The sequence below is a fragment of the Streptomyces sp. WMMB 322 genome (assembly GCF_900090145.1).
GTDB lineage: Bacteria > Actinomycetota > Actinomycetes > Streptomycetales > Streptomycetaceae > Streptomyces.
Map to the genome: position 1 here is coordinate 206887 of NZ_FMHI01000004.1, position 23473 is coordinate 230359.

Sequence of the window (23473 nt, forward strand, 5' to 3'; positions counted from 1 at the left end):
TCGCCGGGCCGGGAGTTGCTGGTCCGCGTCGGCGAAGGACTACCGCTCATGCCGCTCCCGCCCTCCTCCGGGCCCACCGACGGTGCCATCGCTCCGCCGCTCGCCGGCGGCACCGAAGGAGCCGCCGCGCTGCGTCCGCTGGCCGGTGCGGTGATCGACGCCCTGGAGGAGGGTGCGCTGCGGCGTTGCGGTCCGCTGCCGGGCGGAGGTCCGCGGCGGGTGGCCGCCGGTGTCGCCGAGGTGCTGCGCAGTGGTGTGATCCCGGAGCGGGGCACCGGCGCGCGGGAGGCACTGGGGTCGCTCGTGAGGCTGCTCGCGGAGGGGGCCGCCGATCCGGCCGATCCGCTGTGCGCGGCGCATCTGCACTGTCCTCCGCTCGCGGTCGCGGCGGCCGCGGAGCTCGGGGCGAGTGCGCTGAACCCCTCGCTGGACTCGTGGGATCAGGCGCCTGCGGCTTCGGAGTTGGAGGCGTGGACGTGCAGGGCGCTGGCGCGGCTCGTCTACCACGACGGGTCCGGGGGCGACGGCGGCCCGTGCGGCGACGGGGCAGCCGGCGGCCGGGACGCGGGACCGGACGCGCTGGTCACGACGGGTGGCACGGAGTCGAACCAGCTGGGTCTGCTGCTGGCCCGTGAGCGGCTCGGCCCGGACGTCCGGGTCCTGTGCGGTGCGAACGCGCACCACAGCGTGCACCGCGCGGCGTGGCTGCTGGGTCTGCCGGAGCCGGTGCGTGTGCCGGCGCCGGGCGGGGCACTCGACCCTGGTGCGCTGCGTGCGACGCTCGCCGCGCAGGGACGGGATACTCCCGTCCTGGTGGTCGCCACCGCCGGCACGACGGATGCGGGAGCCGTCGACCCTCTCGGGGAACTGGCGGAAGCGGCCCGGGAGTTCGGCGCGCGACTGCATGTGGACGCGGCGTACGGCGGAATGCTGCTCTTCAGCCGGCGGCTGCGTCCGCTTCTGGCGGGGCTGGAGCGGGCCGACAGTGTCACGCTCGATCTGCACAAGCTGGGGTGGCAGCCGGTGGCGGCGGGGATTTTCGTGGTGCCGGACGGGCGGGACCTGTCGCCTCTGGGCCACCGCGCCGACTATCTCAACGCGGACGACGACTGCGACGCCGGGCTTCCGGATCTGCTGGGGCGTTCGCTGCGTACGACGCGCCGCGCCGATGTGCTGAAGGTGGCGGTCACGCTGCGCGCCCTCGGCCGCAGCGGGCTGGGAGAGCTCGTGGAACGGACGTGCGCAGTGGCGGATTCGCTGGCGCAACTCATCGACGCCGACCCGGGGCTGGAGCTGTTCACCAGGCCGGAACTGTCGACGGTGCTGTTCCGTCCGGTGGGGGCGGACGGTGCGACGGTGGCTTCGGTCAGGCGACGCCTGATGTCGGAGGGCACCGCCCTGCTGGGCCGGGCCGGCATCGGCGCGTGCTCGTCCGGAGACGGGGGCGGAACCGGCCGTGAGGGCCTGTGGCTGAAGGCGACGCTGCTCAATCCGTACGCGCGCAGCAGCGATCTGGAGTCGTTGCTGAAGCTGGTGCGCGACGCCCTCCCCGCGACGGGCCGGTCCTCCGCAGGACCGACGGGCCGGTCTCCCGCAGGACCGACGGGCCGGTCTCCCGCAGGACCCGGGGCGGTGCCGGCCTCCGCACCCTCCGAGGCCGTTGTGGCTCCGGCCCTTGCCGAGGCCGGTCCGGCTTCGCCTGCCACGGCGGCCGGTTCGGCTTCGCTGTGGCCGCCGCGTCGGCCCGCGTCCGTCGACAGCAGCACCAGCACCAGTACCGCGAGGAGCCATCGTTCATGACGACAGCCGACGAACCGCGCACGGCCCGGCCTCCCGCTGCGGCCAAGCTGACGTCCGCGGTGCCGGGGCAGCGGCGGCCCGACGCGGAGGGGCCCGCCGAGGGGCCCGTGTCGCCGCCGCTCGATCTCGTGGGCATCGGGGTCGGCCCGTTCAACCTCTCCCTCGCCGCGCTCGCCCACGGCGTTCCGGGGCTGCGCACCGCGTTCTACGAGCAGCGGGAGGGCTTCCACTGGCATCCGGGCATGCTCATCGAGGGCGCCACGCTCCAAGTCCCCTTCCTGGCCGATCTGGTCACTCTCGCGGACCCGGCGAGCCCGTGGTCCTTCCTCAGCTTCCTCAAGGCGCAGGAGCGGCTGTTCCCGTTCTACTTCGCGGAGCGGTTCCACATCGAGCGCGCGGAGTACGACGCGTACTGCCGCTGGGTGTGCGAAGGGCTGGACGGCCTCCACTTCGGCCACCGCGTGGACGCCGTGCGGTGGCATCCCGAAGCGGGCCTGTTCGAGGTCGACTTCACCCGCCGGCAGGCCGACGGCGCCGTGGCGCAGGGCCGTTCGTATGCGCGCAATCTGGTGCTGGGCGTCGGTACGGCGCCGCATGTGCCGGAGCCGCTGCGCTCGCTGGCGTCGTCGGTGGGTGCCGGCGCGCCGGTCATCCACTCCTCGGCGTATCTCGAGCATCGTGAGCGGCTGCTGGAGGCCGGGCACGTCACGGTGGTCGGGTCGGGCCAGTCGGGGGCGGAGGTCTTCCTCGATCTGCTGCGGCGGCGCCCCGCGGGCCGGGAGGGACTGCACTGGATCACGCGCAGCGCGGCGTTCGCGCCCATGGAGTACAGCAAGTTGGGCCTGGAGCACTTCACGCCGGACTACACGAGTTACTTCCACGGCCTTCCCGAATCGGTGCGGGACGGTCTGGTCCCCCGGCAGTGGCAGCTGCACAAGGCCGTGGATCACGGCACTCTGGCCGCGATCCACGACGAGCTGTACCGCCGCACGCTGGGCGGGGGCTGGCCGGATGCGGTGCTCACGCCTGGGGTGGCGGTCCGCACGGCGGGGCGGATCGGTGCGACGCGGGTGGAGCTGCATCTGGAGCACACCGAGCAGGAGGTCCGCACCCGGCTGGCGACGGATGCGGTGGTTCTGGCGACGGGGTACCGCGAACGTCCGCTGGGGGGCGTGCTGGCGTCGCTGGAGCCGTGGCTGCGGCGGGACGCTTCGGAGCGCATCCGGGTCGACGAGCAGTACCGGCTGGTGACGGACCCGTCGGTGTCGGGCGTGGTGTATGTGCAGAACGCGGAGCGGCACACGCACGGCGTGGGGGCGCCCGATCTGGGTCTGGCTGCGCACCGCAGCGCGGTGATCCTCAACTCGCTGACGGGCGAGGAGCGTTACCGCCTCCCGCGGCGCACGGCGTTCACGACGTTCGGGCTGCGTCCGGAGGGTGCGCTCGCCAACGGCTCGCCCGGTGTGGCCGAGCGGGCGGACCGGCAGCATGCGCAGTTCCGTCCGCTGCGCATGACATGACACCTGGCGCAGTGATCTTCGGCAGGGTCACAGGTCACCCGTTCCGGGATTCCAGGGTCGTGACGCCGATTCGTGAGAGCCGCTGACAGCGCACCTCCGGGGTGGAAGACTGCCGGGATGTTCGATCACATTTCGATTCAGACGCAGGACCCTTCGGCCGCGGCCGCCTTCTACGACGCCGTCCTGGCACCCCTGGGCGCCGGCCGCGTCCTCGACTTCGGGGAGGTCATCGGCTACGGCAGCACCGGGCCTGCCTTCTGGCTGGGCCCGACGACCGGCGGCGAGGCACGGGAGATGCACATCGCGTTCGCTGCGGCGGACCGTGCCACGGTCGACGCCTTTCACGAGGCCGCGGTCGAGGCCGGAGCGCAGGTGCTGCACGCGCCGCGGCTGTGGCCCGAGTACCACGGGTCGTACTACGGCGCCTTCGTGCGCGACCCCGACGGCAACAACGTGGAGGCCGTCTGCCATCGGCCTGACGGGCCGGAATGATCCATGATGCCCGGCGGGGGCCGGTGCCGTTCTGCGAGAGTGACCGTATGACGAACACACCCGGTCACTCCGCTGCTTCCGGCCCCCTCCCCTACGGCACGCCGGACGAACCGAGGGTCGCCGTGCGGGGCGAGGCGACCCTCGAGTTCGACCCCGAGGTCGCCCGCGTCACGGTGACGGTCAGCGCCCGCGGCACCGACCGCAAGGAGGCCCTGGCGTCGCTCACGCGCCGGAACGCTGAGGTGCTGGAGCTGGTCAAGGAGTACGGGGAGGCCGTGGAGAAGCTCGCCACCGGCACTTTCTCGGTCACGCCCGAACTGACGGAGAAGGGCCGCAGGGAGAAGGTGCGCACCTACAACGGCCGGGTGCAGGTCACGGTCACCGTCGGCGATTTCACGGCTCTGGGCGAGATGAGCACGCGCCTGGCCGACCTGGAGCTGACCCGGGTGGAAGGTCCGTGGTGGGCGCTGCGTGAGGACTCCCCCGCGCACCGGGAGGCCCGGCAGCAGGCGGTGCGTGAGGCGGTGACGCGGGCGCGGGAGTACGCGGCGGCACTGGATGCGGAACTGGTTGCATTGCTGGAGCTGGCCGACCTGGGAGCGGAGAGCAGTGCCGCGTCCCCGCCTCCGCCGCCCGGGGCGCGCGCCGCCGGGTACCGTGGCGCGCCGCAGGAGACGGTTCCCGTCCTGGACCTGGAACCGCAGCGGCAGCGGGTGCAGGCTCAGGTCAACGCCCGGTTCGTGATGAGCAGGCCCGCGCTGTGAGGTCCTGAGCGCCGCGCACTCACGGGTCACGTGAAGAACTGAATGCCGCTCATCGGAGCGGTCACCCTCTCACTTTGGAAGTTGTCAACGGCCGCTGCCGTCAAAGGGGTTGACGAATCCGCCGCAAGCAGGTCTCTACCTGTGGGTAAGCCGTAGGCTCGTGGCATGCGCCGCGCAAGGATCGTCTGCACACTTGGCCCCGCCGGCAACTCGTACGAGCAGATCAAGGCGCTCGTCGACGCCGGCATGGACGTGGCCAGATTCAACATGAGCCATGGCTCGCACGCCGAGCACGAGGAGCGTTATCACCGGGTGCGCAAGGCCTCCGAGGAGGCGGGCCGCGCCGTCGGGGTTCTCGCTGATCTTCAAGGTCCGAAGATTCGCCTCGGGTGCTTCCGTGAGGGGCCCGTACTGCTCGAACGCGGCGACGAGTTCTCCATCACCGTCGAAGAGGTCGAGGGCGACCGCTCCCGCTGCGGCACCACCTACTCCGGGCTGGCCGCGGACGTCTCCCGCGGCGAGCGCATCCTGGTCGACGACGGCCGGGTCACGCTGGAGGTGACGGAGGTCGACGGTCCCGTCGTGCGGACCGTCGTCATCGAGGGCGGAATGGTCTCCGACCACAAGGGCCTCAACCTTCCCGGCGTCGCGGTCTCCGTGCCGGCCCTGTCGGAGAAGGACGTGGCGGACCTGCGCTGGGCGCTGCGCACGGGTGCCGACGTCATCGCCCTGTCCTTCGTGCGCAGCGGCGACGACGTGAAGGAGGTCCACCGGATCATGGCGGAGGAGGGCCGGTACCTCCCCGTGATCGCGAAGCTGGAGAAGCCGCAGGGCGTGACGAACCTGGAGTCGGTCGTCGACGCGTTCGACGGGGTGATGGTGGCCCGCGGCGACCTCGGCGTCGAGATGCCGCTGGAGTCGGTGCCGCTGGTGCAGAAGCGCGCGATCAAACTGTGCAGGCGGAACGCCAAACCCGTCATCGTCGCCACGCAGATGCTGGATTCGATGATCGACTCCTCGCGGCCGACGCGCGCGGAGGTCTCCGACGTCGCGAACGCCGTGATGGACGGGACGGACGCCGTGATGCTCTCGGGTGAGACGAGCGTCGGCAAGCACCCCTCCGGGACGGTCAGGACGATGGGACGCATCGTCGAGGCGGCCGAGGAGGAGGAACTCGCCAAGGGGCTGCCGCCGCTCACGCAGCAGGGCAAGCCGCGCACCCAGGGTGGTGCGGTCGCGCGGGCCGCGGCGGAGATGGGCGACTTCCTCGGCGCGAGGTACCTGGTTGCCTTCACGCAGTCCGGGGACACGGTGCGGCGCCTCTCCCGTTACCGCTCGCCGGTGCCGGTCCTGGCGTTCACGCCGGAGCCCGCCACGGCGGCACAGCTCAGCCTGACGTGGGGCGTCGAGGCGTTCACGGGCCCGACGGCGCGGACCACGGACGAGATGGTCAGGCAGGTCGACGAGCAGCTGCTGAAGCTGGGGCGCTGCGAGAAGGGCGACCTCGTGGTCATCACCGCGGGCTCCCCGCCCGGCGTTCCCGGCTCCACGAACCTCGTCCGCGTCCACCACATCGGCGAGGACGACGCTCCGCGCCGCTGAACGCGGGCAGGTACGGGCGCCGGGGCTCTTGCCCGCCGCGGGCGGGCGGCGCGCAGCCGGCGCCCGCGGCAGAGTTCCGGCCCCGCGGGGGGTCCGGCCCCGTGGCCGGTTTCAGGCGCGGGCGATCGTCTCGTGGTGGCGGATCACCTCGGCGATGACGAAGTTGAGCAGTTTCTCGGCGAAGGCCGGGTCGAGCTTCGCGGAGACGGCCAGCTCCCTGAGCCGCGCGATCTGTCTGGCCTCGCGGGCCGGATCGGCGGGGGGCAGATCGTGGTCGGCCTTGAGGCGGCCGACGCGCTGTGTGCACTTGAAGCGCTCGGCGAGCATGTGCACCACCGCCGCGTCGATGTTGTCGATGCTGTCGCGCAGTTCGATCAGCTCGTTGCGCACCGACTCGTCGACGTCTGCGGTGGTGTCCTCGCCGGAGCCGGTCGATGAGCCCGTGCCCCTCGCGGGACTCCCGCCGGAGCCCGTGCCGGTGCCGCTGGTCTCGCCGTGGATCTTCGCCATGCCTGCCGTTCCAGGTCGCGGGGATGGTGGCCTGCTACGACCCTATGCCGACCTCGCGGACGGGTCCGCGCCCGTACAGTGACAGTGACCGAGAAAACTCCGGGGGTGGTGTCGATGACGGCACGGGGGGCGCCGACGGGGCCTGCCGAGGACCCCGTCGAGCGGGGCTTCCCGCACCTGGCGACCGTGCGCGCCTCCATCACCGCGCTCTACAAGCGCCTCTCGTGGGACACCTTGCGGATCTTCGACGTGAGTGTGCCGCCCGCCGACGTGGCGTTCTCCGACTCCGAGGACCTCTACGCCGGGGTGCAGCGCGTGGCCCGCGTCATGGTGCAGCAGTTCCGGCTGCCCGACGCCCGCATGATCGTCAGCTTCCGCGAGATGGAGCACGCGGCGCACGTCGAACTCGCCGCGGGCCCCGAGTACTTCATCGAACTGAACGCCCGCTTCAAGCATCACCGCCGCGACATCGGGGCAGCCCTCGCGCACGAGGTGATGCACGTGTATCTGCACCGCCTCGGTCTCGCCTTCCACGGCACGCGGGACAACGAGATCCTCACGGACACCGCCACCACCTATTTCGGCGCGGGCTGGCTGCTTCTGGACGCCTTCCGCCAGGACCAGCTCTCGTCGCAGAAGCTGGGTTACCTCACGCCGGAGGAGTTCGGTTACGTCCTGGCGAAGCGGGCCGCCGTCTTCGGCGAGGGTCCCGAGGTGTGGTTCACCAGCCCGCAGGCGTACGAGGCCTATCTCAAGGGCAGCGGCCTCGCCCGGTCCGACGAGACGCGGCCGCCGCTGGCGGCCTCCGGCTGGGCGGGACGGCGCCGCTACACCCGGGACCGGCGGTACGTGCTGGGCCACCCGCGCAGCGTCCCGTACCCGCCGGACGCGGACGCCTACTCGTACTGCTTCGAGGAACGTTCGCCGCTGCGGGTCTCCTTTCCCTGCCCGACGTGCCAGCAGCGCATCCGCGTGCCCGTGCGCGGGAAGCTGCGGGCGCGGTGCGGGCTGTGCCGCGCGGTCCTCGACTGCGACACGTGAGAGCCGGTGCCGCTCGCCTCACGCGCTGGGCAGCCGTGACGACGCGTGTCAACTCCGGTGGAGCACGGGCCTGTTGACGTCCCGGCCCTGAGCATGTGCCGGCGCCGTGGCGGAGCCGGCCGGGGCAACCGCTTGCCGACCGCCCGGCGCGCGGACGGGGGCCGATGCCGTACGTTCGCGGTATGAGCCCTTCCATCGCCACCAACACCCGCGTCGAGCTGGCAGGACTGCTCGAGTTCGTACGCCCCCGCCACCGCGCCGTCCTCATCACCCGCCGCTCCGACGGCGCGCCCCAGGCGTCGCCGCTGACGTGCGGCGTGGACGACTCCGGCCGGATCATCGTCTCCACGTATCCCGAGCGGGCCAAGACCGTCAACGCGCGCCGCGATCCGCGCGTGAGCGTCCTGGTGCTCTCCGACGAGTGGAACGGCCCGTGGGTGCAGGTCGACGGCGACGCCGAAGTCATCGACGCCCCCGACTCGGTGGAGCCGCTCGTCGAGTACTTCCGCAACATCTCGGGAGAGCACCCCGACTGGGACGAGTACCGGTCCGCGATGCTCAAGCAGGGCAAGTCCCTGATCCGTGTGACGCCGCGGCACTGGGGGCCGATTGCGACGGGAGGCTTCCCCGCGCGGCTTGCCCCCTGAGCCCGCCGTCCCCGCGCCCTGCCAGGGCGTATGCGGAGGGTGACCACGCGTCTGGGCCTCTGACGTGCGTCGGCACCCCGTGCCGGTCTGTTCCGTCGGGCTGCGGAGTGCGCTCACGGGGTTCAGAATCGAGTGAGCGGGGCCTTGCGGAGGCGGTTGCATCCCTGGTGGTTGCATCCCTGAGCGGGCTGTGCCCGATGACCGCTGCGCCCGAGTCGTACAGGGGAGTTGACGCAGAAATGACCACGACAGTGCCCACGATCGCAGTTGCGCCGTCACGGTCGCTGAGTGACCGCATGACGACGGAGGGCAACGAGCTGCCCCTGCCACCGGGGGTGTGGCTGGAGGCGCCGCTGTGGCTGCTGGCGGGTGTCGAGGACGAGGAAGAGACCAGCTTCGAACCCAACATCTGGCGGGGGATCGACTGAGGCGGCCCGCACGTGGGGCCTGGCGTCGTCGCCCGGCCCCACGTGCGGGCCGGGGCGTGCCCCGCCTGGGCTCCCGTCAATTCAGCGTCTGCGGACCAGGGCCCGCGGTGTTCTCCCGCGGAACAAGGAGGAACGGGGAGCGGCCCGCCCTGACGCCGGCGTTCCGGCGGCGCTCCCGGCGGATTCTCACGGCCACCGGCTCGGCATCGCCTGACAGCCACCGGCGCGGCATCGCCCGGCGGCCGGCGTGGAGCGTGCCGCCCGGGGCAGCGGCCTTACGGTCGGCCGCTCACGGACCGCCGGTGCCGGTGCGGGCGTCGCGGGAACGCGGGAACGCGGGAACGCCGGAAGAGGTCACCGCTTGAACTCGTTGCGCAGCCGGTCCAGATACGTCCGGGGGTCCGGCAGCAGTTCGGCGGCGAGGCGGGAGACGCGGGTGTAGGCCTCCAGATGGGCCACGACGTCCGGCCGCTGGTCCAGGTACACGGCGCTGGTGAGGCCGACCTCCGTGTAGACGATGTCCTGCAACTCCCGTTCCTGGAAACGGAAATAGGTGATGTGGCCGCTCGCACCGGAGTGCGCACCGGCGGCCAGTGGAAGGACGCGCAAGGTGATGCGGGGGTCCTCGGCCGCCTCCATCACGTGCTCGATCTGCGCACGCATCACATCGGGCCCGCCGACCTCACGCCGCAGCGCGGCCTCCTCCAGGACCACCCACAGCGTCGGTGCACCCTCCCGGCCCAACAGCGCCTGCCTGCGCAGGCGCAGGTCCACACGGTGTTCCAGGGCGTCCGCCGCCTCGTACGGGAATCCTGCGCGGATCACGGCACGCGCATAGTCGCGGGTCTGCAACAGACCAGTGACGTAGTGCGGTTCGTATACGCGGATGACCTCGGCGGCGGTCTCCAGGGAGACGTACGCACGGAACCAGTCGGGCAGCGCCGTCTTGTAGTTGTGCCACCAGCCGGGCTCGTTCGCCTGCTCGGCCATGTCCGTGAAGTCGCGCGCCTCCTCGTCGGAGACCTCGTAGAAGCGCAGCAGCTCCCGCACATAGGGGAGTTTCAGGCTCACTTGAGCGTTCTCGATGCGGCGGATGGTCAGATGGCTGACGCCCAGGGCTCTGGCCGCCTCCTCCAGCTGGGCGTTCCTGCTCTCCCGCAGTTCCTTCAGCCGCTTGCCGAGGATGATACGCAGCACCGTGGGCGCACTCTGGCCGCTCGGCAGTGCCTCGCTCACGCACAGGCTCCTGTCCGCGGCCGGCCACGGAAGAGCATGCGTCTCAACTTGCCCTGGCTGCCGCGTCGTTGTGATGGTGACGAAAGAAAAGGACGAGGTCGCACGAAGCTATCAGAGCTGTCCGCGCACGCGGCAGCCCCGCACCACGTGGAAGTGGTGCGGGACCTCGGCCGGGAGGCACCGGCGTCGGGGCGTCAGGGCCTGCGCAACGCGTTCCGCGCGCCGCGGCTCCCTGACCGATGTGTCATCCGGTCATCAGTGTCTTCCCCGTCGCCGCGTCGACGACGGTGCGCTTGCCCAGTGCGCTCTTCAGCTCGACCTTCGTCTTGTCGGTCACGATCTGCTTGGTGCAGAAGTCGGCCTTCTCGTCCTTCTTCGACCAGCCCGAGACGATCACGAGCTTGCTCGTCTCGTGCACGCGTGCGCCGTACTTCGTCTCGCAGCCCCCGTGTCCGACGGTCACGGTCAGCGAGTCGTTCTCGCCCTTGACCGGCGGCTGAGCAGCCTCGATCGGCAGCATGTCCCGGTGCCTGCCCTTGGTCTTGTCGACCTTCGGCCAGCTCTGCTCGATCTCGGCCGCGCGCTTCTCGAAGCGGGTCTGCTTCTTCGGCGCCTCGCTGCTCACGGTCTGGCCGCTGCCGCCGCACGCGGTGGCCGTGAGGGCCACGGCGACCATCGCCGGGGCCAGGACGAGCGCGGCCTTGCGTCGGGCGGTACCAATCGTGCTGTGTCGCATCTTCGATCTACCTCCTGCTTCACCGCTCTGACGGACGAGGCGCGTGAGAGGTTCCGCCGCGTTCCGATCAGTTCTCCGGGCCGGGCAGGGCCCCCGGTCGTCCCGCTTCCCGGAAACCGGCGACCGAGCGGGCCCTGGAGTTCCACGGAGACCTGGGCGATGCGGCGGGCCGAGGCGGTACGCAGGGCCAAGGCCGGACGCAGCAGCATCTCGGCCGGGTGGCCGCAGCGATGGGACGGCCGGAGACGGCCCGCGCGCACCGGGAGGCGGCGCGGCACCGGGAGGCGGCGGTTGCCGGCTGCCGCCGCCCGGCTCACGAAGGAGCGGGCATGCCGCAGTACGCCGATGAAGTCGCCGAACCCCTGGAGGAGTTGGGAACGGTGCCGCGGCGCCGCATCCGGGGAGCCGGGGAGTGAGGCGAGTGCCCCGCGTCTCCCGCCCGCGGTGACGGCCGCGGCGGCCCATGCCCCCACACCGCGGTGAGGCGGCGGACGCCCCGTGCCCGCACACCGCGGTGCCCGCCCCGGTCGGGAGGGACGGGCACCGCGGCCGCCTGGGTGCTGTCGCGTGCCGGACGGATCCGGTCCGGCCTCGCGTGCCGGACGGATCCGGTCCGGCCGTCAGACCGCCATGGCGCGGTCGTTGGGGCCGATGGGCGACGGAAGGGCGCTGGCGCCCATGAGGTGGCGGTCGACCCCCTTGGCCGCCGAGCGGCCCTCGGCGATCGCCCAGACGATGAGGGACTGGCCGCGGCCCGCGTCACCCGCGACGAAGACACCGTCGACGCTGGTGGCGTAGTTGCTGTCGCGCGCGACGTTGCCGCGCTCGTCCAGCTCGACGCCGAACTGCTCGACCAGCCCGTTCTCGCGGTCGACTCCGGTGAACCCCATGGCGAGAGTGACCAGCTGGGCCGGGATCTTCCGCTCGGTTCCGGCCTTCTGCTCCATCTTGCCGTCCTTCATCTCCACCTCGACCAGGTGCAGCCACTGGACGTTGCCGTCCTCGTCGCCCTCGAAGTGGGTGGTGCTGACGGAGTAGACCCGCTCGCCGCCCTCCTCGTGCGCGGAACTGACCTTGTAGAGCATCGGGAACGTCGGCCACGGCTGGTCCGGGCCGCGCTCCTCCCCCGGCTTGGGCATGATCTCCAGCTGGGTGACGGAGGCCGCGCCCTGCCGGTGGGCCGTACCGACGCAGTCGGCGCCGGTGTCACCGCCGCCGATGACGACGACGTGCTTGCCCTCGGCGCTGATCGGGGAGACCGTCAGGTCGCCCTCCTGCACCTTGTTGGACAGCGGCAGGTACTCCATCGCCTGGTGGATGCCGCCCAGTTCACGCCCGGGCACCGGCAGGTCGCGGGCAGTGGTGGCCCCCGCCGCGATGACGACCGCGTCGTGCCGCTTGCGCAGCTTCTTCGCGTCGATGTCGCGGCCGACCTCCACCTCCGTGCGGAACTTGGTGCCCTCCGCGCGCATCTGCTCCACGCGGCGGTTGATGTGCCGCTTCTCCATCTTGAACTCGGGGATGCCGTAGCGCAGCAGCCCGCCGAGCCGGTCGGCACGCTCGTAGACGACGACGGTGTGGCCGGCGCGCGTCAGCTGCTGCGCCGCCGCCAGGCCGGCTGGGCCGGAGCCGATGACGGCGACGGTCTTGCCCGAGAGCCGCTCCGGGGGCTGCGGCGTGACGTGACCGTTGTCCCACGCCTTGTCGATGATGGTGACCTCGACGTTCTTGATGGTCACCGGCGGCTGGTTGATGCCCAGCACGCACGCCGACTCGCACGGCGCGGGACACAGCCGCCCGGTGAACTCGGGGAAGTTGTTCGTCGCGTGGAGCCGCTCGATCGCGGCGCTCCAGTCCTCGCGGTAGGCGTAGTCGTTCCACTCCGGGATCAGGTTGCCCAGCGGACAGCCCTGGTGGCAGAAGGGGATGCCGCAGTCCATGCAGCGTCCGGCCTGCTTGCTGACGATGGGCAGCAGCGAGCCCGGAACGTACACCTCGTTCCAGTCCTTGACCCGCTCCTCGACGGGACGGGACTGCGCGACCTCACGGTCGGTGTGCAGGAAGCCCTTGGGGTCAGCCATTGCTCGCCGCCTCCATCATCTTCTCGTGGGTCTCGGACTCGCTGAGTCCGGCTCGCTCGGCGGCGTCCTTGGCGGCGAGCACTGCCTGGTACGTGGCGGGGATGACCTTGCCGAAGCGCGTGAGCGCCGTGTCCCAGTCGGCCAGCAGGGCCTCGGCGACGGTCGAGCCGGTCTCCTCGTGGTGGCGGCGCACGGCGTCGTGCAGCCACTGCCTGTCGGTGTCGTCGAAGTCCTCGTGGCCGAAGACGGCGTCCCGCAGGCCCGCGTTGACGTTGGCCGGGTCGAGGTCGATGACGTAGGCGACGCCGCCCGACATGCCGGCGCCGAAGTTGCGTCCCGTCTCCCCCAGTACGACGGCCGCGCCGCCCGTCATGTACTCGCACCCGTGGTCGCCCACGCCTTCGGAGACGACGAGCGCACCGGAGTTGCGGACGCAGAAGCGCTCGCCCACGCGTCCGCGCAGGAACATCTCGCCGCCCGTCGCCCCGTAGGCGAGGGTGTTGCCGGCGATCGTGGAGAACTCGGCGAGGTGGTCGGCGTCGCGCTCCGGGCGGACGACGACGCGGCCTCCCGAAAGCCCCTTGCCGACGTAGTCGTTGGCGTCGCCCTCCAGGCGCAGCGTGACGCCGCGCGGAAGGAACGCGCCGAAGGACTGTCCGGCGGAACCGGTGAAGGTGATGTCGATGGTGTCGTCGGGCAGTCCGGCGCCGCCGAACTTCTTCGTCACCTCGTGACCGAGCATCGTGCCGACGGTCCGGTTGATGTTGCGGATCGCGATGCGGCCGCGCACGGGCTGCGCCTCCTGCGCGGAGTCGGCGGACAGCGCGTCCGCGGACAGCTTGATCAGCTCCACGTCCAGGGCCTTGGCGAGGCCGTGGTCCTGCTCGACGACCTGGTGGCGCACGGCGCCGTCGGGCAGTTCGGGGACGTGCAGCAGCGGCTCGAGGTCCAGGCCCTGCGCCTTCCAGTGGTCCACGGCGCGGGAGACGTCGAGGAGTTCGGCGTGCCCGATGGCTTCGTCGAGGCTGCGGAAGCCCAGCTCGGCGAGGAGCTCGCGGACCTCCTCGGCGATGAACTGGAAGTAGTTCACGACGAATTCGGCCTTGCCGTTGTAGCGCTCGCGCAGCACCGGGTTCTGGGTGGCGATGCCGACCGGGCAGGTGTCCAGGTGGCACACCCGCATCATGACGCAGCCGGAGACGACCAGCGGTGCCGTGGCGAAGCCGAACTCCTCGGCGCCGAGCAGCGCGGCGACGACCACGTCACGGCCGGTCTTCAGCTGCCCGTCGGTCTGCACGACGATGCGGTCGCGCAGCCCGTTGAGCAGCAGCGTCTGCTGCGTCTCGGCCAGGCCCAGCTCCCAGGGGCCGCCCGCGTGCTTGAGCGACGTGAGCGGCGAGGCGCCGGTGCCGCCGTCGTGCCCGGAGATGAGCACCACGTCGGCGTGTGCCTTGGAGACGCCGGCGGCCACCGTTCCGACGCCGACCTCGGAGACGAGCTTGACGTGGATGCGGGCCCGGGGGTTGGCGTTCTTCAGGTCGTGGATGAGCTGGGCGAGGTCCTCGATGGAGTAGATGTCGTGGTGCGGCGGCGGCGAGATCAGGCCGACGCCCGGGGTGGAGTGCCGGGTCTTGGCGATCCACGGGTAGACCTTGGGGCCGGGCAGCTGACCGCCCTCGCCGGGCTTGGCTCCCTGCGCCATCTTGATCTGGATGTCGTCGGAGTTGACGAGGTATTCGCTGGTGACGCCGAAGCGGCCCGAGGCGACCTGCTTGATCGCCGAGCGCCGCGCCGGGTCGTACAGCCGCACCGCGTCCTCGCCGCCCTCACCGGTGTTGGACTTGCCGCCCAGCTGGTTCATGGCGATGGCGAGAGTCTCGTGCGCCTCCTGGGAGATGGAGCCGTAGGACATCGCTCCCGTCGAGAAGCGCTTGACGATCTCGCTGACGGGCTCGACCTCCTCGATGGGGACGGAGGGGCGCTCGTCCTTGAGCTGGAAGAGTCCGCGCAGGGTCATCAGGCGCTCGGACTGCTCGTCGACGCGCTGCGTGTACTGCTTGAAGATGTCGTAGCGCCGTGCCCGCGTGGAGTGCTGGAGGCGGAAGACCGTGTCCGGGTCGAACAGGTGCGGCTCGCCCTCGCGGCGCCACTGGTACTCGCCGCCGATGTCCAGGGCCCGGTGCGCCGGTGCGATGCCGCTCACCGGGTAGGCCTTGGCGTGCCGTGCGGCGACCTCCTTGGCGATGACGTCCAGGTCGGCGCCGCCGATCTTCGTCGTGGTGCCGTGGAAGTAGGTGTCGACGAAGGACTCGTCGAGGCCGACGGCCTCGAAGACCTGCGCACCGCGGTAGGAGGCGACGGTGGAGATGCCCATCTTCGACATCACCTTCAGCACGCCCTTGCCGAGGGCCTTGATGAGGTTGCGGATGGCCTGCTCGGCATCCGTGTCGGCGGGCAGGAAGGTGCCGGCCCGCACGAGGTCCTCGACGGACTCCATCGCCAGGTACGGGTTGACCGCGGCCGCGCCGTAGCCGATGAGCAGCGCGACGTGGTGCACCTCGCGCACGTCACCGGCCTCGATGAGCAGGCCGACCTGGGTGCGCTGCTTGGTGCGGATCAGGTGGTGGTGCACCGCGGAGGTCAGCAGCAGCGACGGGATGGGTGCCTGCTCGGCGTCGGAGTGCCGGTCGGAGAGGACGATCAGCCGGGCACCGGCCTCGATGGCGGCGTCCGCCTCGTCGCAGATCTCCTTGAGGCGCTCGGCCAGGCCCCTGCCGCCGGTGTGCACGCGGTAGAGGCCGGAGAGCGTCGTGGACTTGAAGCCGGGCAGGTCGCCGTCGGCGTTGATGTGGATGAGCTTGGCCAGCTCGTCGTTGTCGATCACCGGGAAGGGCAGGGTCACGCTGCGGCAGGACGCGGCGGTCGGCTCCAGCAGGTTGCCCTGCGGTCCGAGCGACGAGTGCAGCGAGGTGACCAGCTCCTCGCGGATGGCGTCCAGCGGCGGGTTGGTGACCTGCGCGAACAGCTGCGTGAAGTAGTCGAAGATCAGCCGCGGACGGTCGGAGAGCGCGGCGATCGGCGAGTCGGTGCCCATGGAACCGATGGGCTCCGCCGCGGTCCTGGCCATCGGCGCGAGCAGGACGCGCAGCTCCTCCTCGGTGTAGCCGAAGGTCTGCTGGCGGCGGGTGACGGAGGCGTGCGTGTGCACGATGTGCTCACGCTCGGGCAGGTCGGCCAGGTCGATGAGCCCGGCGTCCAGCCACTCCTCGTACGGGTGCTCGGAGGCGAGCTGCTCCTTGATCTCGTCGTCCTCGATGATGCGGTGCTCGGCCGTGTCGACGAGGAACATGCGGCCGGGCTGGAGCCGACCCTTGCGCACGACGCGGGAGGGGTCGATGTCGAGGACGCCGACCTCGGAGCCGAGGACGACGAGCCCGTCGTCGGTGACCCAGTAGCGGCCCGGGCGCAGACCGTTGCGGTCGAGGACGGCGCCCACCTGGGTGCCGTCGGTGAACGTGACGCAGGCGGGTCCGTCCCAGGGCTCCATCATCGTGGAGTGGTACTGGTAGAAGGCCCTGCGTGCGGGGCTCATCGAGTCGTGGTTCTCCCACGCCTCGGGCACCATCATCAGCACCGAGTGCGGCAGCGAGCGTCCGCCCAGGTGCAGCAGTTCGAGCACCTCGTCGAAGGTGGCGGAGTCGGAGGCCCCGGGGGTGTTGACGGGGAAGATCCGCTCCATCGCCCTGCGCTGCTCGCCTTCCTCGGCGCCGCGTCCGAAGAGCTCCGAGGACAGCTGCGACTCGCGGGCGCGCATCCAGTTCCGGTTGCCCTGCACCGTGTTGATCTCGCCGTTGTGCGCGACGAAGCGGTACGGGTGCGCCAGCGGCCAGCTCGGGAAGGTGTTGGTCGAGAAGCGGGAGTGGACGAGCGCGATGGCGCTGGCGAAGCGGCGGTCGGACAGGTCCGGGAAGAAGGGCTCCAGCTGCCCGGTGGTGAGCATCCCCTTGTAGACGAGGGTGCGGGAGGAGAGCGAGGGGAAGTAGATCCCGCTCTCGCGCTCGGCGCGCTTGCGCAGCACGAAGGCGAGCCGGTCGAGCACGATGCCCGAGCGGGGAGCGCCGGTGTCCTTGTCCGCGGTGGCGTCCTTCACGAACAGCTGACGGAAGGACGGCATCGTCGCGCGGGCGCCCGGGCCGAGCAGTTCGGGTGCCACCGGCACCTCGCGCCAGCCGAGGACGCTCAGCCCCTCCTCGGACGCCAGCGTCTCGATTTGTGAGACGGCCTCGGCCGCCTCGGTCTCGTCGGCGGGCAGGAAGGCGATGCCGACGGCGTAGCTGCCGGCCGCCGGCAGGGAGAAGCCGACCGTCTCACGGAGGAAGGCGTCGGGAACCTGGACCAGCAGGCCCGCACCGTCGCCGGTCTCCGGGTCCGCGCCGGTCGCGCCGCGGTGCTCCAGGTTGCGCAGTACGGTCAGCCCCTGCTGCACGAGGTCGTGGCTGGGTTCACCGGTCAGGGTCGCCACGAAGCCGACGCCGCACGCGTCGTGCTCATACCGGGGGTCGTACATGCCCTGCTTGGCAGGGTGGGCCGCCTGAAACGATGCACGCATCGGCTCTCCCGTCGTCGTCGTGGCCGGGCTCCCCCGGGGACACCTCCTGGGGACACCTCCCCGCGAAGCGTGGGGAGGAGCCAGGAAGCGGTGGCGCCTGGGGGGCTACAGATCCCCCGGAGTGACCGGAGGGGGTGCCGAGGGACGACGCTGGCCCTCTGCAGAACAAATTTCCATGAAGGTTACATGGTGGACCAGACCTCGGAAAAAAGCTGTGTCGTCTCGGGTTGTGGACAGGACGACCACATGGCGATACCGGGAGGTTCGGCCCCCAGGACCTGCGCCGGAGGTGCGGATGGCCCCTGCGCAGCAGCACGGTGTGCGGCCCCCTCGCGAGCTTCATTGCCCGCGGGCCTTCGGGCTCTTGCCCCGTTCAGACGTCCTGAAACCGCCGGGTAACAAGAAGATCGTACCGAGGACGCCGCCTCACCGGCCTGGCGCTCATCCCAGGGCCACCCCGAAGGCGGCGCCCAGCCCGTACGTCACCGCCGCCGCCCCGGCGCCCAGCGCCAGCTGCCGCAGCCCGCTGAACCACCACGTCCGCGCCGTGACACGGGCCACCATCGCCCCGCATGCGAAGAGTCCGGCCAGCGCCAGCACCACCGCGAACCACAGCGAGGTCGCCCCCAGCAGATACGGGAGGACGGGCACGGCGGCCCCGGCGCAGAACGACAGGAACGAGGAGATCGCGGCCGTCCTCGGCGAGGGCAGATCACCGGGGTCGACCCCCAGCTCCTCGCGTGCGTGCGTCTCCAGGGCCTGCTCCGGATCCTCGTGGAGCTGGCGGGCCACCTCCATGGCCAGCTCGGTCTCCACCCCGCGCGAGACGTAGACGGCGGCCAGTTCCTTCAGCTCGTCCTCGGGGTGCCGCTTCAGCTCGCGCCGCTCGACCTCCAGTTCCGCCTGGACCAGCTCACGCTGCGAGGCGACGGAGGTGTACTCGCCGGCGGCCATCGAGGAGGCACCGGCCACGAGGCCCACGAGGCCGGAGATGGCGATGAACCGGCTCGATGCGGAGCTGCCGGCGACGCCCGCCACGATTCCGAGGTTGGAGACGAGTCCGTCCATGGCGCCGAAGACGGCCGGCCGCAGCCAGCCGCCGTTGATGTCCCTGTGGGTGTGGGTGCCGTCCTCACCGCGTGCTGTGTTCCGCTCCATGACCGCCATGTCCGCTTCCTCCTGACGCGGTGGAGCCGTCGGGCGCCACCTCCAGCCCTTCGAAGGTATGCGCCGAATCACAGGGGCCGCCAGCAAGGAAGGCCGAACTTACCTGGTGAGAAGCCTTGTTCCGAGCGGACCGCGAGCGCGGGGTTGACGCCCCCTCTCCGTAACCGCAGGATTCCCGTCCGTGGCTGCAACCGTTTCCAGTTCCGGCGCCGGGCCGGCCGTGCGCCTCCTCGCCGGGACGGGACGCCGCCCCGCCTCCGGGCGCGCTGCGCCCTCACGGGCGGGGGAGGCCGCGCGGTGAGCGTCACCGCACGCGGCACCTCCGCCCGCGGGGAGGGCGCCGGCACCCCGCCGCCCAGGTCCGCGCCGGAGCGCCGCAGAGCCCTCGGGCTGGACCGGGACGGGTGGTTCCTGCTACTGCCCGCCCTGCTGCCGATCCTGCTGCTGAGTGCGGGACCGCTGCTGTACGGGCTCTCGCTCGCCTTCACCGACGCGCAGTCCGGCCGCACGGCGGTGACCAAGTTCACGGGCCTGGCCAACTTCGCGGACCTGCGGCTGGATTCCCTCTTCTGGGACTCCTTCAGAATCGGCCTCGTATGGGCCGTCTCGGTGACCGCGCTGCAGTTCCTGCTGGCCCTCGGCCTGGCCGTCCTGCTCAACCAGAACCTGCGCTTCCGCTGGCTGGCCCGTACGCTCGCGCTCGTCCCGTGGGCGATGCCCGAGGTCGTCGTCGGCGTGATGTGGCGGCTGGTCTACAACCAGGACGCCGGCATCCTCAACGCCACGCTGCGTGACCTGCATCTGATCACGGAGAACGCCGACTGGCTCGCCGGCGCCTCCCTCGCCCTTCCGGCGGTGATCGTGGTGGGCGTATGGGCGGGGATGCCGCAGACCACCGTCGTGCTGCTGGCCGGACTGCAGAACGTGCCGCAAGAGCTCCACGAGGCCGCCGCGATCGACGGCGCGAGTGTGTGGCGCCGCTTCGCAACGGTCACGTGGCCGGTGCTGAAGCCCGTGGTGCTGGCGATCACCGCCCTCAACTTCATCTGGAACTTCAACTCCTTCGGCCTGGTCTACGTCCTCACCGGCGGAGGGCCGGGCGGTTCGACCCGGCTGCCGATGCTCTTCGCGTACGAAGAGGCCTTCCGCTACGGGCAGTTCGGCTACGCGGCCGCGATGGGTCTGGTGATGACCGCGGTCGTCGCCGTGCTGCTGGCGGTCTTCCTGCGCAACCGCCTGAAGGGGGACGAGCGGTGAGAACCTCCCGGACGGCCGTCGGGCGCGCCGGCCAGTACCTGGCGCTGGTCTGCTATCTGGTCTTCCTCGCCTTCCCGCTCGTCTGGCTGATCTCCACGGCCTTCAAGTCCCCGCAGGAACTGGGCTCCGTCGACGCCACCTGGCTTCCGCGCGACCCGTCGCTGGACAGCTTCGGCGCCGCGTTCGGGCAGCAGCCGCTGGCACGTTCGGCGCTCAACAGCCTGATCGTGGCCTCCTGCGCGGCGGCGATATCGGTGGCGGTCGCCGTCCCGGCGGCCTACGTGACGGTCAGATACCGCTCGGCGGTGGGCAAGGCGGCGACGGGCTGGATCCTGGTCAGCCAGATGTTCCCGTTCGTGCTGGTGATCATCCCGCTGTTCCTCGTGCTGAAGAGCCTCCACCTCATCAACTCCCTCACGGGCCTGATACTTGTGTACGTGGTGTGGAACCTGCCGTTCGCGCTGTGGATGCTGCAGGGCTACGCACGTGCCGTGCCCGCGTCGCTGGAGGAGGCCGCCGCGATCGACGGCTGCGGGCGCCTGCGCACCGTGCGCAGCGTGGTCCTTCCGCTGCTCGCGCCCGGACTGGTGGCGACGGTGATGTTCTCCTTCGTCACCGCCTGGAACGAGTTCTTCTTCGCCCTGGTCCTGCTCAAGTCCCCGGAGAAGCAGACGATGTCCGTGATCCTCACCCACTTCATCGGCGCGGAGGGCGCTGCAGACCTGGGACCGCTCGCCGCGGCCGCGCTGTTGGCCACCCTCCCCAGCCTGCTGTTCTTCGCGCTGCTCCAGCGGCGACTCGTCAGCGGCTTCATGAGCGGAGCGGTGAAGGGCTGATGCGCCGTCGCGACTTTCTCACCACGGCCGCCGCGGCGGCAGGCGCGCCCGTCCTGACCGGCGGCTGCGCGGACACCCCCCGCGACTCGGGGCCGCTGGAGTACCTGAGCCTCGCCTGGCAGAAGGAGTCCATCGAGGTCAACAAGGCGCTGGTGGCCGAGTGGAACGAACGGAACCCTTCGGTGAAGGTCCGCTATGTGCAAGGCGCCTGGGAGAGCGTCCACGACCAGCTGCTGACGTCGTTCGAGGGCGGCGAGGCACCCGACGTCATCCACGACGAGGCAGGAGACCTCACCGACTTCGCCCACGGCGGCTACCTCGCGGATCTGCGGCCGCTGCTGCCCGAGGACCTCAAGAGCCAAATTTCGCAGGCCAATTGGGACACCGCCACCATCGCGGGCGGCATATACGGCGTACCGTTCCTGCACGATCCGCGGGTGCTGATCGCCAACCGGGAGCTGCTGGAGAAGTCCGGCGTGCGCATGCCCACGGTGCGGCGGCCATGGAGCTGGGAGGAGTTCGAGGACGTCGCGAGGGAACTGACCCGTTCCCGGGGGCACAGCCGCACGTACGGCGTCGCGTGGTCCATGAAGGAGCCTGTCAGCCAGTCCGTGAACCTCACGTTGAGCACCGGCGGCGCGGTCTTCCACCGTGAGCACGGCAAGGACGTCATCCGCTTCGACGAGGCCGACTCCCGCGTCGCCGAACTGATACACCGGCAGGTCAACGAGGACCGCACGGCGGCCAGAAGCACCCTCGGCATGGCCGGCTCCGAGACCCTTCCCGGATTCTTCGCCGGACGGTACGCGATCGTGCCGCTCAACTTCTCCTTCCGGCAGCAGATCCGGCAACAGGCCCCCGACGGATTCGGATGGGTGACGCTGCCGATGCCCGTGGGCCGCGACGCTCCGGGCGGCGGGCGCCTCCAGGGAGTGAGCCCGCAGACCCTGTCCGTCTCGCAGGACACCTCCCGGAAGAAGGCGGCCATGGCGTTCATCGCGTTCATGACCCGCCCGGACCACATGGCGCGCCTCGCCGAGGGAGACTGGCTCGTGCCCACCGGACGTGAGGCGCTGCGCGACCCCGCTCTCGACACCGCCGAACACGGCTGGAGCACCGGGCTCCGCATCGCCTCCGGCCTGCGGGCGTCCCCCGTGCTCGGAGTACGCGGCTATCCCGAGTGGAAGGACAAGGTCGCCACACCCGCCTTCCAGGAGTACTACGCGGGCAGCATCGGCCTGCGCGAGTTGCGCGGCAAACTCGTGGACGACGGCAACCGCATCCTCGCCAGATACCAGCGCTGAAGTCGCCCTTCGTGCCCCCGCTCCGCACGCTCCACCGCAGCAGCCGCAGCCCGGCGCACACGTCACAAGCACAGAACGGCACCCGCACCATGAGCACAGCCCCCGCCTCCTCCCCCTCCTCCCCCTTCTCCCCCTTCTTCTTCGCCCCCTGCCGCTCCCCTGCCCCGGAGCCTCCGCCCGGCCGGACCGGCAGACACCGCGGCCGGTTCCCGGCGGGACGCCGCCTGGACGGCACCGCCCTCGGCGCTCTCCCCGCCCGACCCGCGACCTCGCACCCCCGCCCGTCCCCGGACCGACAGGAGACTCCCGTACCGTGACCTCTCCCACGACGCCACCCGCCAAGTCCCCCTCCTCGCCCGCGATCGCGGTGCTGGGCAGCACCAACATGGACCTCGTCGCCTACGTCGCGACCGCGCCGCGCCGGGGTGAGACCGTCACCGGCCGCGCCTTCCGCACCGTCCCCGGCGGCAAGGGCGCCAACCAGGCCGTCGCGGCGGCACGTTCGGGCGGCTCGGTCACGATGATCGGCGCCGTCGGCGACGACGACTTCGGCGTGCGCCTGCGGGCGGCCCTCACCGCGGACGGTGTCGGCACGGACGGTCTGCGCACCGTCCAGGGCGAGTCCGGCACCGCACACATCGTGGTGGACGACGAGGGAGGCAACGCCATCGTGGTCGTGCCCGGCGCGAACGGCACCGTCGACGGCCTCGCCGACGGCGACGAGCAGCGCATCGCCGCGGCCGGCGCGCTCCTCATGCAGCTGGAGATCCCTCTCGGCGGCGTCCTCGCCGGGGCGCGCGCGGCACGCGACCACGGTGTGCGCGTCATCCTCACGCCCGCCCCCGCGCAGCCGCTGCCCCCCGAACTCCTCGCCGTCACCGATGTCCTGGTCCCCAACGAGCACGAAGCCGCCGTCCTCACCGGCAAGTCCGACCCGTACGAGGCGGCGTCCGAGCTGCTCGCCCTCGTGCCCGAGACCGTCGTCACCCTCGGCGAGAAGGGTTCGCTGTACGCCGCGCGGAACGCCGAACCGGTGCATGTGCCCGCCCGCCGCGTGAAGGCCGAGGACACCACGGCCGCCGGCGACACCTTCGTGGGGGCGCTGGCCGTCGCCGTCGGGGAAGGACGGGCGATGCCCGACGCCCTGGCATGGGCCGCGGCGGCGTCCGCCCTGTCCGTGCAGCGCCCTGGCGCGTCCGCGTCCATGCCGCACCGGAGCGAGACCGACGCGTTCGCCGCAGGCGCCTGACCGGACAGGGGACGGCCCGTCCGGGCGCCGGGAACCACCGGGGCGGAGCGCGTGCCGCCCCACGCGAGTGCGCCGCGGCCCGGCGGTCAGGACACCGGGGCCGCGGCGAAGGTCAGGAAGGCGGCACGGACCGGAGGCGTGACGTGCCCGCGCTGTGCGCCGGACGGTTCGCTGACGCGGCGGTGGTCACCGGA

19 protein-coding genes are annotated in these 23473 nt (G+C 71.4%); 13 read left to right on the forward strand and 6 right to left on the reverse strand.

Features of this window, described 5'->3' with window-relative positions; translation table 11 throughout:
* Positions 1–48 precede the first annotated feature (48 nt).
* The 5 genes from H180DRAFT_RS08925 (at position 49) to pyk (ending at position 6178) form a co-directional block, all read left to right on the forward strand.
* On the forward strand, positions 49–1800 hold the full coding sequence (locus H180DRAFT_RS08925) for a pyridoxal phosphate-dependent decarboxylase family protein (protein ID WP_074466702.1): 1752 nt from the start codon (positions 49–51) through the stop codon (positions 1798–1800).
* The gene (locus H180DRAFT_RS08930; protein WP_079099954.1) at positions 1797–3320 is read left to right on the forward strand and encodes a lysine N(6)-hydroxylase/L-ornithine N(5)-oxygenase family protein; all 1524 of its coding nucleotides are present in this window, start codon (positions 1797–1799) and stop codon (positions 3318–3320) included. Before H180DRAFT_RS08925 ends, H180DRAFT_RS08930 begins: the two co-directional genes overlap by 4 nt.
* A gap of 117 nt (positions 3321–3437) precedes the next feature.
* On the forward strand, positions 3438–3812 hold the full coding sequence (locus H180DRAFT_RS08935; RefSeq protein WP_055485445.1) for a VOC family protein: 375 nt from the start codon (positions 3438–3440) through the stop codon (positions 3810–3812).
* Between the two features lie 47 nt (positions 3813–3859).
* Positions 3860–4576, forward strand: coding sequence for an SIMPL domain-containing protein (locus tag H180DRAFT_RS08940; protein ID WP_055485446.1), 717 nt, complete (start codon positions 3860–3862; stop codon positions 4574–4576).
* A 165-nt stretch (positions 4577–4741) separates the two neighbouring features.
* On the forward strand, positions 4742–6178 hold the full coding sequence (gene pyk / locus H180DRAFT_RS08945; RefSeq protein WP_055485447.1) for a pyruvate kinase: 1437 nt from the start codon (positions 4742–4744) through the stop codon (positions 6176–6178).
* A 111-nt stretch (positions 6179–6289) separates the two neighbouring features.
* Here pyk and H180DRAFT_RS08950 read toward each other — a convergent pair whose 3' ends face one another.
* On the reverse strand, positions 6290–6568 hold the full coding sequence (locus tag H180DRAFT_RS08950) for a chorismate mutase (RefSeq protein ID WP_055485629.1): 279 nt from the start codon (positions 6566–6568) through the stop codon (positions 6290–6292).
* 234 nt (positions 6569–6802) lie between these two features.
* On the opposite strand from H180DRAFT_RS08950, the gene H180DRAFT_RS08955 reads away from it, so the two are divergent.
* From H180DRAFT_RS08955 to H180DRAFT_RS29490, 3 genes are all read left to right on the forward strand, one after another.
* On the forward strand, positions 6803–7729 hold the full coding sequence (locus H180DRAFT_RS08955; RefSeq protein WP_055485630.1) for a hypothetical protein: 927 nt from the start codon (positions 6803–6805) through the stop codon (positions 7727–7729).
* 182 nt (positions 7730–7911) lie between these two features.
* The gene (locus H180DRAFT_RS08960; RefSeq protein WP_055485448.1) at positions 7912–8376 is read left to right on the forward strand and encodes a PPOX class F420-dependent oxidoreductase; all 465 of its coding nucleotides are present in this window, start codon (positions 7912–7914) and stop codon (positions 8374–8376) included.
* 239 nt (positions 8377–8615) lie between these two features.
* Complete coding sequence (locus tag H180DRAFT_RS29490; RefSeq protein WP_139151370.1) at positions 8616–8804, forward strand: hypothetical protein; 189 nt, start codon at positions 8616–8618, stop codon at positions 8802–8804.
* Between the two features lie 354 nt (positions 8805–9158).
* Here the strand turns inward: H180DRAFT_RS29490 and H180DRAFT_RS08965 are convergent, their stop codons facing one another.
* On the reverse strand, positions 9159–10040 hold the full coding sequence (locus tag H180DRAFT_RS08965; protein ID WP_055485449.1) for a helix-turn-helix domain-containing protein: 882 nt from the start codon (positions 10038–10040) through the stop codon (positions 9159–9161).
* 244 nt (positions 10041–10284) lie between these two features.
* Positions 10285–10776, reverse strand: a complete 492-nt coding sequence (locus H180DRAFT_RS08970) for a hypothetical protein (protein ID WP_055485450.1) — start codon at positions 10774–10776, stop codon at positions 10285–10287.
* A gap of 230 nt (positions 10777–11006) precedes the next feature.
* Between H180DRAFT_RS08970 and H180DRAFT_RS29495 the strand changes: the two genes are divergently transcribed.
* Positions 11007–11192 carry a hypothetical protein gene (locus H180DRAFT_RS29495; protein ID WP_159033567.1) on the forward strand — a complete coding sequence of 62 codons (186 nt, stop codon included), beginning with the start codon at positions 11007–11009 and terminating at the stop codon, positions 11190–11192.
* Positions 11193–11396: 204 nt separating this feature from the next.
* Here the strand turns inward: H180DRAFT_RS29495 and H180DRAFT_RS08975 are convergent, their stop codons facing one another.
* The 3 genes from H180DRAFT_RS08975 to H180DRAFT_RS08985 all read right to left on the reverse strand — a co-directional run bounded on the left by H180DRAFT_RS08975 (position 11397) and on the right by H180DRAFT_RS08985 (position 18633).
* Entirely contained in the window at positions 11397–12857 is a 1461-nt protein-coding gene (locus H180DRAFT_RS08975) for a glutamate synthase subunit beta (protein ID WP_055485451.1), read from the reverse strand.
* On the reverse strand, positions 12850–17466 hold the full coding sequence (gltB, locus tag H180DRAFT_RS08980) for a glutamate synthase large subunit (protein WP_055485452.1): 4617 nt from the start codon (positions 17464–17466) through the stop codon (positions 12850–12852). Before gltB ends, H180DRAFT_RS08975 begins: the two co-directional genes overlap by 8 nt.
* A gap of 441 nt (positions 17467–17907) precedes the next feature.
* Positions 17908–18633 carry a VIT1/CCC1 transporter family protein gene (locus H180DRAFT_RS08985; RefSeq protein ID WP_055485453.1) on the reverse strand — a complete coding sequence of 242 codons (726 nt, stop codon included), beginning with the start codon at positions 18631–18633 and terminating at the stop codon, positions 17908–17910.
* Positions 18634–18930: 297 nt separating this feature from the next.
* On the opposite strand from H180DRAFT_RS08985, the gene H180DRAFT_RS08990 reads away from it, so the two are divergent.
* The 4 genes from H180DRAFT_RS08990 to rbsK all read left to right on the forward strand — a co-directional run bounded on the left by H180DRAFT_RS08990 (position 18931) and on the right by rbsK (position 23279).
* A complete protein-coding gene (locus tag H180DRAFT_RS08990) occupies positions 18931–19890 on the forward strand; it encodes a carbohydrate ABC transporter permease (RefSeq protein WP_055485454.1) in 960 nt (319 codons plus the stop codon).
* The gene (locus H180DRAFT_RS08995; protein WP_055485455.1) at positions 19887–20726 is read left to right on the forward strand and encodes a carbohydrate ABC transporter permease; all 840 of its coding nucleotides are present in this window, start codon (positions 19887–19889) and stop codon (positions 20724–20726) included. The genes H180DRAFT_RS08990 and H180DRAFT_RS08995 overlap by 4 nt, the downstream gene beginning before the upstream one ends.
* The gene (locus H180DRAFT_RS09000; RefSeq protein WP_055485456.1) at positions 20726–22030 is read left to right on the forward strand and encodes an ABC transporter substrate-binding protein; all 1305 of its coding nucleotides are present in this window, start codon (positions 20726–20728) and stop codon (positions 22028–22030) included. Before H180DRAFT_RS08995 ends, H180DRAFT_RS09000 begins: the two co-directional genes overlap by 1 nt.
* A gap of 313 nt (positions 22031–22343) precedes the next feature.
* A complete protein-coding gene (gene rbsK, locus H180DRAFT_RS09005) occupies positions 22344–23279 on the forward strand; it encodes a ribokinase (protein WP_302622433.1) in 936 nt (311 codons plus the stop codon).
* Positions 23280–23473: the final 194 nt, after the last annotated feature.

Bases quoted from the DNA above. Each gene is read 5' to 3' on its own strand.
- H180DRAFT_RS08925 (WP_074466702.1), top strand. From the start codon at position 49: ATGCCGCTCCCGCCCTCCTCCGGGCCCACCGACGGTGCCATCGCTCCG.
- H180DRAFT_RS08930 (WP_079099954.1), top strand. From the start codon at position 1,797: ATGACGACAGCCGACGAACCGCGCACGGCCCGGCCTCCCGCTGCGGCC.
- H180DRAFT_RS08935 (WP_055485445.1), top strand. From the start codon at position 3,438: ATGTTCGATCACATTTCGATTCAGACGCAGGACCCTTCGGCCGCGGCC.
- H180DRAFT_RS08940 (WP_055485446.1), top strand. From the start codon at position 3,860: ATGACGAACACACCCGGTCACTCCGCTGCTTCCGGCCCCCTCCCCTAC.
- pyk (WP_055485447.1), top strand. From the start codon at position 4,742: ATGCGCCGCGCAAGGATCGTCTGCACACTTGGCCCCGCCGGCAACTCG.
- H180DRAFT_RS08955 (WP_055485630.1), top strand. From the start codon at position 6,803: ATGACGGCACGGGGGGCGCCGACGGGGCCTGCCGAGGACCCCGTCGAG.
- H180DRAFT_RS08960 (WP_055485448.1), top strand. From the start codon at position 7,912: ATGAGCCCTTCCATCGCCACCAACACCCGCGTCGAGCTGGCAGGACTG.
- H180DRAFT_RS29490 (WP_139151370.1), top strand. From the start codon at position 8,616: ATGACCACGACAGTGCCCACGATCGCAGTTGCGCCGTCACGGTCGCTG.
- H180DRAFT_RS08970 (WP_055485450.1), bottom strand. From the start codon at position 10,776: ATGCGACACAGCACGATTGGTACCGCCCGACGCAAGGCCGCGCTCGTC.
- H180DRAFT_RS29495 (WP_159033567.1), top strand. From the start codon at position 11,007: ATGGGACGGCCGGAGACGGCCCGCGCGCACCGGGAGGCGGCGCGGCAC.
- H180DRAFT_RS08975 (WP_055485451.1), bottom strand. From the start codon at position 12,857: ATGGCTGACCCCAAGGGCTTCCTGCACACCGACCGTGAGGTCGCGCAG.
- gltB (WP_055485452.1), bottom strand. From the start codon at position 17,466: ATGCGTGCATCGTTTCAGGCGGCCCACCCTGCCAAGCAGGGCATGTAC.
- H180DRAFT_RS08985 (WP_055485453.1), bottom strand. From the start codon at position 18,633: ATGGCGGTCATGGAGCGGAACACAGCACGCGGTGAGGACGGCACCCAC.
- H180DRAFT_RS09000 (WP_055485456.1), top strand. From the start codon at position 20,726: ATGCGCCGTCGCGACTTTCTCACCACGGCCGCCGCGGCGGCAGGCGCG.